At 66.3% G+C, this 12,933-nt stretch carries 10 protein-coding genes; 3 read left to right on the forward strand and 7 right to left on the reverse strand.

Features of this window, described 5'->3' with window-relative positions:
* The first annotated feature begins 112 nt into the window (after positions 1–112).
* On the forward strand, positions 113–1,705 hold the full coding sequence (locus QRN07_RS02175) for a long-chain-fatty-acid--CoA ligase (protein ID WP_285240261.1): 1,593 nt from the start codon (positions 113–115) through the stop codon (positions 1,703–1,705).
* On the opposite strand, the gene QRN07_RS02180 is transcribed toward QRN07_RS02175, so the two are convergent.
* The 6 genes from QRN07_RS02180 to QRN07_RS02205 form a co-directional block, all read right to left on the reverse strand.
* Complete coding sequence (locus tag QRN07_RS02180; protein WP_285240262.1) at positions 1,699–2,514, reverse strand: HpcH/HpaI aldolase family protein; 816 nt, start codon at positions 2,512–2,514, stop codon at positions 1,699–1,701. The genes QRN07_RS02175 and QRN07_RS02180 overlap by 7 nt on opposite strands.
* A complete protein-coding gene (gene hpaH, locus QRN07_RS02185) occupies positions 2,499–3,281 on the reverse strand; it encodes a 2-oxo-hept-4-ene-1,7-dioate hydratase (protein WP_285240356.1) in 783 nt (260 codons plus the stop codon). The genes QRN07_RS02180 and hpaH overlap by 16 nt, the downstream gene beginning before the upstream one ends.
* A 2-nt stretch (positions 3,282–3,283) precedes the next feature.
* Positions 3,284–4,363: a 3,4-dihydroxyphenylacetate 2,3-dioxygenase gene (hpaD, locus tag QRN07_RS02190; protein ID WP_285240263.1), complete on the reverse strand. Its 1,080-nt coding sequence runs from the start codon at positions 4,361–4,363 to the stop codon at positions 3,284–3,286.
* Between the two features lie 109 nt (positions 4,364–4,472).
* Complete coding sequence (gene hpaE / locus QRN07_RS02195; protein ID WP_285240264.1) at positions 4,473–5,987, reverse strand: 5-carboxymethyl-2-hydroxymuconate semialdehyde dehydrogenase; 1,515 nt, start codon at positions 5,985–5,987, stop codon at positions 4,473–4,475.
* Between the two features lie 22 nt (positions 5,988–6,009).
* The gene (locus QRN07_RS02200; RefSeq protein WP_285240265.1) at positions 6,010–6,669 is read right to left on the reverse strand and encodes a GntR family transcriptional regulator; all 660 of its coding nucleotides are present in this window, start codon (positions 6,667–6,669) and stop codon (positions 6,010–6,012) included.
* Positions 6,662–8,143, reverse strand: a complete 1,482-nt coding sequence (locus tag QRN07_RS02205; protein ID WP_285240266.1) for a fumarylacetoacetate hydrolase family protein — start codon at positions 8,141–8,143, stop codon at positions 6,662–6,664. The genes QRN07_RS02200 and QRN07_RS02205 overlap by 8 nt, the downstream gene beginning before the upstream one ends.
* A gap of 211 nt (positions 8,144–8,354) precedes the next feature.
* Between QRN07_RS02205 and QRN07_RS02210 the strand changes: the two genes are divergently transcribed.
* On the forward strand, positions 8,355–10,262 hold the full coding sequence (locus tag QRN07_RS02210) for an FAD-binding monooxygenase (protein ID WP_285240267.1): 1,908 nt from the start codon (positions 8,355–8,357) through the stop codon (positions 10,260–10,262).
* Positions 10,263–10,272: 10 nt separating this feature from the next.
* On the opposite strand, the gene QRN07_RS02215 is transcribed toward QRN07_RS02210, so the two are convergent.
* Positions 10,273–11,499, reverse strand: coding sequence for a S8 family peptidase (locus QRN07_RS02215; protein ID WP_050685185.1), 1,227 nt, complete (start codon positions 11,497–11,499; stop codon positions 10,273–10,275).
* A gap of 312 nt (positions 11,500–11,811) precedes the next feature.
* On the opposite strand from QRN07_RS02215, the gene QRN07_RS02220 reads away from it, so the two are divergent.
* Positions 11,812–12,894, forward strand: a complete 1,083-nt coding sequence (locus QRN07_RS02220; RefSeq protein WP_285240268.1) for a hypothetical protein — start codon at positions 11,812–11,814, stop codon at positions 12,892–12,894.
* The last annotated feature ends 39 nt before the right edge of the window (positions 12,895–12,933 follow it).

Below are 12,933 nucleotides of genomic sequence, written 5' to 3' on the forward strand. Positions count from 1 at the left end.
CCCAGGGCTGGCGCGGGCACTATGCTGTGCACAACAGCGTCCTGACCGGCTCCCCGGGTCCGGCCTGCACGGACACCCGAATTCCAGCACCAGCTGCACGAAGGAAGTTGCCATGGGAACAGAACAAGCCAACGACGGCTTCGGCACCATCTCCGTCGCCGCCATCCTTGCCGAGTCAGCTGCCCGCAGGGCCGACGCAGTCGCTTTGATCGTGGGTGACGAAAGTGTTACCTATGCCGCTCTCTGGGACCAGGCCAGGGCCTACGCCGGGGCACTGCGGGACCGCGGCGTGGGCCCGGGCGTGCCCGTGGCCATCCTGGTCCCCAACGTGGCCGACTTTGCCCGCGTTTACTTCGCGGTCCTGGCCCTGGGCGGCATCGTGGTGCCTGTCCATGCGCTACTGAAGGCACGGGAAATCGAGTACGTGATCCGGGACAGCGGCGCGGAGCTGCTGGTCTGCGCGGCGCCGCTGCTGCCGGAAGGCGAACCGGGCGCCCGGGCCGCGGGAACCCCGGTCCTGACCGTCCTGGCGGCCGAGGCAACGGACGGACTGCCGCGCCTCGAAGACGCGGCGGCGGATACCGAACCTATCCGGACGTACGTGCCGCGCCGGCCGGAGGACACGGCAACCATCCTGTACACCTCGGGCACCACCGGGAAGCCAAAGGGGGCGCTGGGAACGCATTTCGCGCTTGTGGAGCAGGTGAACGTGCTGCTCACCAGTACATTCGACCTCCGCGCCGGAGACAAAATATTCGGCGGGCTTCCGCTGTTCCACACGTTCGGCCAGACGTGTGTGCTCAACGCCGGCCTGCGCGCCGGGGCCACTGTGGTGATGCTGCCGAGGTTCACCGGCGCGGCAGCATTGGACCTGGTGCGCCGCCACAACATTGACATCTTCTTCGGCGTCCCCACGATGTACATGGCCCTCCTGGAAGCGATCAGGGCCAGTCCGGGCCGCCCCGAGGGACTGAGGTATGGCATCTCGGGTGGCTCCTCCCTTCCCGTGGCCGTGATCGATCGCTTCCGCGAACTTTTCGGTGTGGAAATCTACGAGGGCTACGGGCTGACGGAGACGTCCCCGGTGGCGAGTTTCAACCATGTGGGCACCACACCGCGTCCCGGAACCATCGGTACTGCAATCTGGGGAGTGGAGGTGGCCATTGCCCGGCCGGAGGTGGCCGATGCCATCGAACTGCTTCCGGCAGGTGAGCTGGGCGAACTGGTGGTCCGGGGCCACAACCTGTTCAAGGGGTACCTGAACCGGCCCGATGCCACCGCCGAAGCCCTGGTGGACGGCTGGTTCCGGACGGGGGACCTCGGTACCAAGGACGGGGACGGCTACCTGCGCATCATGGACCGCAAGGGCGACATGATCATCCGGAACGGCTACAACGTCTACCCGCGGGAGGTCGAGGAAGTCCTCAGCCAGCATCCGGACGTGGCCACGGTGGCGGTTTTCGGGGTACCGCATGAGGTCCATGGCCAGGAGATCGCCGCGGCTGTGATCGCCGTGCCCGGCAGCACCGTGACGACCGGGGAACTGGCGGAATTTGCGCAGGCCCGGCTAGCGGCCCACAAGTACCCCCGCCTCATCGAGCTGCGGACCGAGCTGCCCCTGGGCCCCAGCGGGAAAATCCTGAAGCGGACCCTGCAGGCGTCGTTCGGCGACGACGCCGAAGCCTCCCGGACCGGGGGTCAGTAGCTGCCGGGGGTCCCGCCGTCGTCAGTCCGGGCAAATTCCGCCGCCAGCGCCTCGCTGCCCCGGGCCAGGAGGGCGACGTCGGCGCCCACCAGGATGAAGGCGGCCCCAACGTCGAGGTAGTGCCGGGCGGTGGCGGGGTTGAAGGCGTTGACGCCGGCGGGTTTGCCGGCAGCCTTCGCGGCGGCGAGGCAGTGTTCGACGGCGGCCATCACCGTGGGGTGTTCCTGCTGTCCGAGAAGTCCCATGGACGCGGCGAGGTCGGAGGGGCCAAGGAAGATGGCGTCCACGCCGTCCACCGCGAGGATTTCCGCGACGGCGTCGACTGCGGCGGCTGATTCGATCTGCACGGTGAGGCTGATGGTGTCGTTGGCCCGGGCCAGGTAGTCCGGGACGCGGTTCCAGCGGGCGGCCCGGGCCAGGGCGGATCCGACGCCCCGGACGCCGTGGGGCGGGTAGCGGGTGGCCGCGACCGCCGCTTCGGCGTCCTGGACCGAGTGGACCATGGGGATCAGCAGGTTCTGCACGCCGAGGTCGAGGTACTGCTTGATGAGTACGGTGTCGTTGACCGGCGGCCGGACCAGCGTGTGGACGGGGTAGCCGTGGATGGCCTGGAGCTGGGCGAGGATGGATTCGAGTCCGTTGGGGCTGTGCTCGGCGTCCACCAGCAGCCAGTCCAGGCCGGAGCCGGCGCAGAGCTCCGCGATGAGCGGGCTGCCGGAGCACACCCACATCCCGGCCAATGGCCTGCCGGCGTTTTCTTTTTGATGGCGCAGGGTGTCCCGGAAGGTGTCTTCTAGTCGAACCGGCATGTGACACTCCCGAGGGGTCCGTAGTCTGCGTGCACCGTATCGCCTTTGGCTACCCAGAGGGGACGGGTGAAGGAGCCTGCCAGGATGATGTCGCCGGCTTTGAGCGTGTCCCCGTGGGCGGCGATTTTGTTGGCGAGCCAGTGCACTCCGTTGGCGGGGTGGTCCAGGACTCCTGCCGCAACTCCGGTTTCTTCGACGGTCTGGTTTTTGTAGAGGATAGCGGAGACCCAGCGGAGGTCCACGGAGTCGGGTTTCACGGGGTTGCCGCCGATCACCATGGCTCCCATCGCGGCGTTGTCAGCGATGGTGTCCACGATGGTCCGGCCCTCCATCTCGATCCGGGAGTCCAGGATCTCCAGGGCCGGAACCACGTAGTCGGTAGCGTTCAGGACATCGAAAATGGTGCAGCCCGGGCCCTTGAGCGCTGACTTCAACACAAACGCGAGCTCCACCTCCACCCGCGGGTGCGTGTACTTGTCCCAGGTCACGGAGCAGCCGGTGTCGAGGACCATGTCATCGAAGATGGCGCCGTAATCCGGCTCGGTGATGCCCGTGGCGGCCTGCATGGCCCTGGACGTGAGGCCGATCTTCCGGCCCACCAGGGTGCGGCCGGCTTCCTCGTTCCGCCGCCGCCACAGCTGCTGCACGGCGTAGGAATCGGCCACCGTCATGCCCGGGTAGCGGGCAGTGAGCCGGGGGACCGGCGTCCGGGAGCGGCCGGCCGCCACCAACTCATCCGCGATGGCCTCAATTGTGGATTGGTCCAGGGTCACAGCTGGGCCCCGAGCTTGAACCCTTCGGCGGCGCCGTCGCCGGTGGGCCGGGTGTAGGAGAAGCCGTCAGCCCCGACGGTGACAGCCATTTCGCTTTTTTCCTCCCGGACGATCACCGGTTGCGGGTTCCCGTCCAGGTCCAGGACCAGGGAAGCTTCCGTGTACCAGGAGGGGACCACCGGGTTGCCCCACCAGTCGCGGCGCTGGTTGTCGTGCACGTCCCAGGTGATGGTGGGGTTGTCGGGGTCGCCGGTGTAGTAATCCTGGGTGTAGATCTCGATCCGGTGGTTGTCCGGGTCCAGGATGTAGAGGTAGAAGGCGTTGGAGACGCCGTGCCGGCCGGGGCCGCGTTCGATCCTGTCGCTGATGCGCAGCGCGCCCATCTTGTCGCAGATCTGGATGATGTTGTGCTTTTCGTGGGTGGCGAACGCGACGTGGTGCATCCGGGGCCCGTTGCCGCCGGTCAGGGCGGTGTCGTGCACGGTTTGCTTGCGGTGCATCCACGCGGCGTACGTGACGCCGTCGGCATCCTTGATGTCTTCGGAGACGCGGAAGCCGAGGTCTTCGAGGTAGGCGCGGCCGCGGGGAACGTCCGGGGTGACCTGGTTGAAGTGGTCCAGGCGGACCAGTTCTCCGGCGGAGTAGAGGTCATAGCGCTGGGTGAGGCGTTCGACGTGTTCCACATCGTAGAAGAACTCGTACGGGAAGCCCAGGGGGTCCTCCACCCGGACGGAGTCCCCAACGCCTCTGGTGAAGCCTTCCTTGCGGCGCTCAATCCGGCAGCCCAGTTCGCGGTAGTAGGCTTCGGCGGCATCCACCTCGGCGGGGGACTTGACCCGGTAGGCGAAGGCGGCCACCGCGGCGACGGGGCCCTGGCGGAGCACCAGGTTGTGGTGGATGAACTCCTCCAGGGACCGCAGATAGATGGTGCTGCCGTCTTCCTCGGTGACGTGCAGGCCCAGGACATCCACATAGAACTCGCGGGACTTGGCGAGGTCGGTGACCACAATTTCCATGTAGGCGCAGCGGACAATGTCCGGAGCCGGGGCGGTGGGGGTGGGAACAAAATTCGTCATGGTGCGCTCTCTTCGTTGAAAGGGTCTCGAGGCCCAACTAGGTCGCAGTTGTTGTCGTTTTGGGGGCCCATAACGACAACAACTGCGAGTCAGTTGGGCGGGGTGGTGCTTAGGCGCCGAACTTGGGGGTGTGTACCGCGCCGAGGCTGATGTGGACCGCCTGCTGGTCGGTGTAGAAGTCGATGGAGCGGTAGCCGCCTTCATGGCCCAGCCCGGAGGACTTGACGCCACCGAACGGGGTGCGGAGGTCCCGGACGTTGTGGCTGTTGAGCCACACCATGCCGGCTTCGACGTTCTGGGAGAACGTGTGCGCCCGGGTCAGGTTCTGGGTCCAGATGTACGCGGCCAACCCATACTTGGTGTTGTTGGCCAGGGCGAGTGCTTCGTCGTCGTCCTCAAACGGCGTAATGGCAACAACAGGGCCGAAGATCTCCTCCTGGAAGATCCGGGCGCCGGGCCCGACGTCGGCAAACACCGTGGGTGCGATGTAGTTGCCTTCGGGGAGGTGGTCGGGGCGGCCGCCGCCGGCCAGGAGCCTGCCTTCGGTTTTGCCGATCTCGACGTACGAGGCCACTTTTGCGTAATGCTCCGGGTGGACCAGTGCGCCCACCTGGGTCCGGGGATCGTGCGGATCGCCCACCACAATGTTCCTGGCCCGGGCCGCATACCTTTCACAGAATTCGTCGTAGATGGGTCGTTCCACGAGGATGCGGGAACCGGCGGTACAGCGCTCGCCGTTCAGGGAAAACACCCCGAACAGGGCGGAGTCGATCGCGGCGTCCAGGTCCGCGTCGGCGAACACCACGCAGGGCGACTTGCCACCGAGCTCCATGGACAGGCCCTTGAGGTGGGTGGCGGCGTTGCGGAAAATGGTCTGGCCGGTGGTGGTTTCACCGGTGAAGGAGATCAGCGGGACGTCCGGATGTTTCACCAGCGCGTCGCCTGCTTCCTCGCCGAGGCCGTTGACCAGGTTGAAGACGCCGTCCGGGAGTCCCGCATCCTTGAAGATCTGCGCCCACAGCGACGCCGAGAGCGGGGTGAACTCAGCCGGTTTAAGGACCACGGTGTTGCCGGTGGCCAGGGCGGGCGCGAGCTTCCAGGACTCCAGCATAAAAGGGGTGTTCCACGGCGTGATCAGGCCGGCCACACCAATGGGCTTGCGGTTCACATAGTTGATCTGGGCGCCCGGGACCTTCATGGCGTCATCGAACTGGGCCACAATCAGGTCAGCGAAGAACCGGAAGTTCTCCGCTGCGCGCAGGGCCTGGCCTTTTGCCTGGGTGATGGGCAGGCCGGTGTCAAACGTCTCAAGTTCCGCGAGGCGGGACTCCTGGGCCTCGACGGCGTCGGCGATCCTGTTGAGGATGCGGGCGCGTTCGCGTGGCTTCATCCTGGGCCACGGGCCGTTCACAAAGGCGTCACGGGCGGCGGCCACGGCCAGGTCGATGTCCTCCTTCTGCCCTGCCGCTGCGGTGGCGTAGTTGGTGTTGGACACCGGGTCCAGGACATCGAAGGTTGCCCCACCTACGGAATCAACAAACCGGCCATTGATGTAGTGCTGGATGTGGCCGGGCAGGTCCTGGGGGACGTAATGCGTGGCTGTGGTTTGTGCAGGAGTCGTCATCGTTGAGGTCCTTGTCCGTTGGTCAGTGGTTTGTTTGGGCCAGGTAGGCATCAAGGGTGGTGGAGCGGTGCAGGCGCGCGGCCGTCTCGATGGTGTCAGCACCGGCGCCGGATTCAATCAGCTGCAGGAGGGCCTCGTGTTCAGCCACGGAGTCGTGGGCGCGGCCGGGGACGAAGCGGAACGTGGAGGACCGGAGGGAGGCCAGCCGGTTCCAGCCGCGGTGCACCAGGTCCAACAGGTGCGGGTTGGGGCAGGATTCGAACAGGATGCTGTGGAACGCCTGGTTGAGGGCGGTGAACCGTAGGGGATCAAAATGGTCCAGGCAGTCGCGCATCTCCGCGTTGACGGCCCGGGCCCGGTCAATGGCGGCCGGTCCGATCAGCGGGGCTGACAGCGCCGTGGCCGCGCCTTCAACGATGCTCAGCGTCTGCATGGTGTAGAGGTATTCGGTGGGGTCGATGCCGGCAACCGTTGCCCCGACGTTCCGAACAAATGTCACCAGGCCCTCTGCTTCAAGCCTGCGGATGGCCTCGCGGACAGGAACCACACTGACGCCCAGGTCTTCGGCGATCTTGGCCAGCACCAGGCGGTAGCCGGGGGAATAGGTGCCGTCCACGATCCGGGCTTTGACGGCCTGGTAGGCCTGTTCGGATTTGCTGGCCGTGGCCACGCCGTCAGGCATGGGGCGCGCCCGCTTCCCGTTCCTCGAAGCGGGACTGCCAGGCGGCGTTCATCGGGTAGAGCCCGTCAACGCTGTGTCCCTGCCCCACCATCTCGAAAATAAAGGCTTCCTCCCGTTCCTGCCGGATGCAGTCGTCCGCGAGCTCCGCGGCGATGGCAGGCGGGATCACCAGGATGCCGTCCGCGTCCCCCACAATGATGTCGCCGGGCTGGACGGTGGCGCCGCCGCAGGCGATCGTGATGTCCGTATCCCAGGGGATGTGCCGCCTGCCCAGGACTGCCGGGTGCGGGTTGGCGAAGTAGGTGGGCATCTCCAGGCCGGCCACGGCTGTAAAGTCGCGGACGCCGCCGTCGGTAATGATCGCGGCCGCGCCCCGCACCTGGGCGCGGAGGGCCAGGATATCGCCGACGGTGCCGGTGCCCTTTTCGCCGCGGGCTTCCATCACGAGGATCTCGCCTTCGTTCACGGAGTCGATGGCCTGCTTCTGGGCGTTGAACCCGCCGCCGTGGGCCTTGAAGAGGTCCTCGCGGTTGGGCACAAAACGGAGGGTCCGGGCCAGGCCCACCACCTTGCGGTCCGGGCGGGTGGCCTGGAGCCCGTCAATGCTCACGTTATTGAGCCCGCGTTTGCGCAGCTGCGAGGACAGGGTGGCGGTGGCCACCTGTTCCAGCTTCGCCTTCAATGCCGGGGTCAGTACGGTGGCCGGAGCCGGGATTCCGGCCGCTTCGCGGGAACCATACGCTTCCTCGCGCTGCCGGTCGTCGGTTTTCGGCCCCGCACCAAAGCCGGCGAACGGCTCAGTGCCTTCCACAACGCGGGTGGCCAGCCGGCCAGTGGTGAGTGCGACGCCGGCAGCACCCGCCGCCGTCGTACTGACCTCAACTTCGAGGACGTCCCCCGGTACGGCGACGGATGCGCCCGCGGGCGTGCCGGTGAGGATGATGTCGCCCGCCTCAAGGGTCAGCAGCTGTGACAGGTCCGCCACCAGCCGGGCGAAAGGGAAGAGCAGATCCTCCGTGGTGTCGTCCTGGACGGGGTTGCCGTTATGCCAGGTGCGGACGCGGAGTCCGGCGGGGTCGACGGCGGCCGCCGGGAGCAGTGCCGGGCCCACGGGGGTGAAGCCGTCCCCGCCTTTGGAACGGAGGTTCGAGCCTTTGTCGGCGTACCGGAGGTCGTAGACACCTAGGTCGTTACCGGCTGTGACCCATTTGACGTGGCTCCAGGCGTCCTCGAGGCCGACGCGGCGTGCGGGCGTGCCGATGATAAGCGCGATTTCGCCTTCGAAGCCGAGGAGTTCGCAGCCGGCGGGTCGTTCCACGCTGCTGCCGGACAGCGCCAGCGAGCTGGCTGGTTTGAGGAAATATGAGGGCTGGGCGGGGGTCCGGCCCCGCTGGGCCGCGCGGCTGGGGTAGTTGATGTGCACCGCGATGACCTTGCGGGCGCCGGCCAGCGTGTGGTCCGTGACCTGTTCCAAAAGCTGCTCCTCATCGAGTACGAAATCGTATACGAAAGAGTATTGCGCCGGGAGGGGTCGCCGTCAAGGCCTATTTTGCAGTGCTTGAAACGGCCTCGGCGCGTGGCGTACAGTTCTGGAGCAACATAGGATTTTCGATTATGGAATTTCTTGTTCGATTATCGAACAGCCCCGGTTAACCGCCGGCCACACAACGGAGTGAGGAAAGTACATGCAGTTCCACCACCACGGCTACGTTTCCGGTGACCCGCGGATCCAACCAGCGGCGGGCGTGGGCCTCGACCGGCCTGCGGGGCTTCCTGACCACGTGGATGTCCTGATTGTCGGCACCGGCCCGGCGGGAATGCTCGCCGCCGCACAACTTTCGCAGTTCCCGGGCATCACCACCCGCATCGTTGAGCGCAGGACCGGCCGACTGGCAATCGGCCAGGCGGACGGCATCCAGGCGCGGAGCGTGGAAACCTTCCAGGCGTTCGGCTTCGCGGAGCGCATCATCGCCGAGGCCTACCGGATCACGGAGATGGCGTTCTGGAAGCCGGACCCTGCGGACCACTCCCGGATTGTCCGCGCCGCCAGGGCGGTGGACGACGGGATGGGCATCAGCGAATTCCCGCACCTGATCGTCAACCAGGCCAGGGTGCTGGACTACTTCGCCGAGGTCATGGCCTTTTCGCCGGCCCGGATGAGCCCCGACTACGGCTACGAATTCCGTTCGCTGGACGTGGCGGACGACGGCGAGTACCCGGTGAGCGTGACCCTGCTCTGTACGGCCGGCCCGGAGGAGGGGAAGGAGCGCACGGTCCACGCCAAATACGTGGTGGGCGCGGACGGTGCAAGGAGCAAGGTCCGTGAAGCGATCGGCTGCAGCCTGGCCGGCGACCAGGCGAACCATGCCTGGGGCGTGATGGACGTCCTGGCCGTCACCGATTTCCCCGATATCCGCACCAAGTGCGCCATCCAGTCCGGCTCAGGCGGCAGCATCCTGTTGATCCCACGCGAGGGTGGCCACCTGTTCCGGATGTACGTTGACCTGGGCGAGGTGGACCCGGCCACGCACGGCAGCGTCCGGAGCACCACCATCGAGCAGATCATTGCCAAGGCCAACGGGATCCTCCACCCGTATACTCTCGACGTCCGCAACGTTGCGTGGCACAGCGTCTACGAGGTGGGGCACCGGCTCACGGACAGGTTCGACGACGTCCGGCCTGAAGACCTCGGCAGCCGCACCCCCCGCGTATTTATCACCGGGGACGCGTGCCATACCCACAGTGCCAAGGCCGGCCAGGGCATGAACGTGTCCATGCAGGACGGTTTTAACATCGCCTGGAAACTGGGCCACGTCCTGGAGGGTCGCAGCCCGGAAAGCCTCCTGTCCACCTATTCGGCCGAACGCCAGGTGGTGGCCAGGGACCTCATCGACTTCGACAGGAAATGGTCCACCCTGATGGCCAAAAAGCCCGAAGACTTCGAGGACCCGACGGAACTGGAAGATTTCTACGTCAGCACCGCGGAGTTTCCGGCAGGGTTCATGACCCAGTACGCACCGTCCATGCTGGTGGCCGCGCCGGAACACCAGGACCTCGCCACCGGTTTCCCCATCGGCAAGCGCTTCAAGTCCGCGCCCGTGGTCCGCGTCTGCGACACCAACCCCCTGCACCTCGGGCATCACGCCAGGGCGGACGGCCGCTGGCGGATCTATGTCTTCGCGGATGCCGCGACGCCGGGTGCCGACTCACCGTTGGCGGACTTTGCCGCGTGGCTGGAATCCGCAACCGACTCGCCGCTGGCCGCGACGCCGTCGGGCGCTGACGCCGACGCCTGGTTCGACGTGAAGGTGATCTACCAACTGGCGCACCCTGACATCAACATCTCCGCGGTCCCCGCCGTGTTCAAACCCACGGTGGGGCCATTCCGGCTGACCTACCTGGAGAAGGTCTTCGCTGTGGACCCCCAGGCTGATATTTTCGACCTGCGCGGCATCAGCCGCAGTGGCGCCGTGGTGGTGGTCCGGCCCGACCAGTACGTGGCGGATGTCCTGCCACTCGAGGCGACGGCCCGGCTTGCCGCCTTCTTTGCGCCCCTTCGGCCGGCCCGGCAGGAGTTGGCGGGCCGGGGCTAGCCCGGTACTGCTAGCTGGCGGCCGTGGGGGCCTGCACCAGGCCCGAGCCCACGTCCACCGGATCCGTGCCGGCCTTGAGTGGCTTGAACGTTCCCGAGGCAATGAGTTTGGCCTGCAGCAGGACCGGGCTCAGCGGTCCCTGGGCGAGGAGCCGTTCGGCCCAAAGCGCCGCCACGCCGGCCACATGCGGGGTGGCCATGCTGGTGCCGCTGATGGTGTTGGTTCCCCCGTTCAGCCAGGAACTGAAGACCCCCACGCCGGGGCCGGCAACCGTTGCCATGGTGTTGGAGAACGGTGCGACGGTGAGCCCGCCGGCGCCGTCCGCCAGGGCTGCCACGGACGTGATCCCGTAGGCCGCTGCGGGCGGGGCAACGTTGATTTCATAAGCCGGCTGGCCCAGCCGTTCACTTTCGTTGCCGGCCGCTGCCACCACGATGGTGGTTTGTGCCACCGACGCGCGGGCGTTGAGGAGGTTGGCGATCTGTTCAAAGAGCCGCACGTTGGCGCGGTAGCCTTCGAGGGCGATCGAGGTGGCTGCCGGGATTGAGAGGCCGTTGTTGTTGACGAGTTCGTCCACCCATCCGGGGAAGTCCATGCCCAGCGACATGGAGATCACATTGGCGCCGTTGTCCGCAGCCCACAGCATGGCTGAGGCCAGGATGTCGCTGGTGCCACCGTTGGGGCCGCCCAGGACCTTGCCGATCAATGCCTTCTGGACGCCAGGGGCCACTCCGATCCGCTGGCCGCCGAGGTCACGGCCGAAGATGGTTCCGGCGCAGTGCGTGCCGTGGCCGTTGTCGTCTTCCGCGCTGCCGGCGCCGGTGAAGTCCTTGGTGACCAGGTCCACTCCCGTAAACGCGGGATGGTCGGCATCGATGCCTGTATCAATGACGGAGACCACCACGCCGGCTCCGGTGAAGGGCGAGGTGTCTGCGCCGACGGCCTTGACGCCCCACGTCGCGGCGGCGGCCGTTGCAGCATCGGCGGCGAGAGGTTCGATGAGCTTCATGGGCATCGCCGGAGCAAACCCCAGGACGGTAGGGTCCTTTTGCAGCGCACTGATGGTGGCGCCGGAAGGATACCCGGCCGTTTCCACGCTCATGCCGGCGGCCCGTTCGGCCACGTTCTGGGCCGCGGATTCCAGCCCCCGCGCCCCTGGTCCGTCGAAAGGGTCGCGGGTGGCACGCAGGGCGGGCGCCCGCAGGATAATGATTTTCCGGGACAGTGATTCTGGCATCGTAATCTCCTTTTGCCGCGGCTTCCGGCAGCGGCCAAATGGCGCCCGTTGAGTGGGGCCGTAAATGCAGGGGCCGGCGATAATGGCCGGAGCAAGGAGCGGGATAATTCCCGGACATGGGGCTGCGCAGGTATATCAATGTAAATGCAATAAATATTATCCGGGGGCCACTTTGCTGTCAATGAATTTGCAGCCCTCGCGTGCGCGGCGTTATTGCGGCAGTTTCATTGATTCTGGTTTCGGCGTTCCAGTAACGGCCCAGTAACGCTGGCTGGATAAAATTCGGCCAAATGCCCCGGAAGGGCGGCTGGAATGTCTGAAGCCCAGGAAAAGCAAATCCGTGTTGCCAATGGCTGGCAAAGCCAGATTCTCACCAGGATCACGTCCATGGCCGCCCTGGCGGAATGGGTGAAGTCCGCCGGCGGTGTTGCCGGGCAGGAGGCACCGGCGCCACCCGGCGCAGCTGCCCTGGACGAAGGCATCAGCCGGCACCTGAACGCAGCCAGGCGCATTGCCCAGGCCGGCCGGCGAGGTGGTGCGCGGCGGGCAGCGCAGGTGGAGTCCGCGCTGGCAAACCTGCAGGCTGCCGATGAACTGCTCCTCCGGAGGGCCCCGATCGACTACGTCAAAGGCCGCCTGCCGGACATCCACTCGGACGTATGCAAGTACCTTGACGAGCACGATCCGCGCCGGATCCGGGTGGAAACCCTGGTCCGGTTCCGGGCGTCCGGGGATCCGCCCCTGACGGAAGAGCACCGTGAACTGGTGATCGTGGCCGTGGCTGCCGCCCATTCCCACTCACGGCAGGTCTACGCCCAGGCCAGGAGCTTCCAGTCCCTGATCCTGGCCTCTGCTGCAGCCTTGACGCTGTTGGCGCTGCTGCTGGGGCTCTGGGGTGTCAGGTCTCCCACGGACCTTGCGCTGTGTTTCAACCCGGACCAGAAAATCGTCTGCCCCACCAACGAAACCCGGTTCGAAGCGGCCAATCCGGTCCCGCCGGGCACGGACGTGGACGAGGTGGTCAGTGCCCAGGCCGGTGCAGGCGATATCTTCCTGGTGGAGTTTGTGGGCCTCCTGGCCGCTGCCGTCTCGGGCTCAGCCTCGCTGCGGAAGGTTTCCGGCACCTCGACCCCCTACCACCTGCCGCTGTGGCTGGCGCTGATCAAACTGCCCACGGGTGCCTTGACCGCTGTCCTGGGACTGATGCTGATGCGGGGTGGTTTTGTTCCCGGCCTGACGGCCCTGGACAATTCACCGCAGATCCTTGCGTGGGCTGTGATTTTTGGTGCCGGCCAGCAGTTGGTCACAGGAATTGTTGACCGGCAGGCGCACAGCGTCCTGAATAACGTCAGTGGAAAACCGCATGGTGAATCGCAACGCCCGGCTGCGGAATAGCACGCCGTGGGCGTTTTGTTCGAATTAGCGGCAATTGCC

The organism is Pseudarthrobacter sp. MEB009 (assembly GCF_030208875.1).
Classification (GTDB): domain Bacteria; phylum Actinomycetota; class Actinomycetes; order Actinomycetales; family Micrococcaceae; genus Arthrobacter.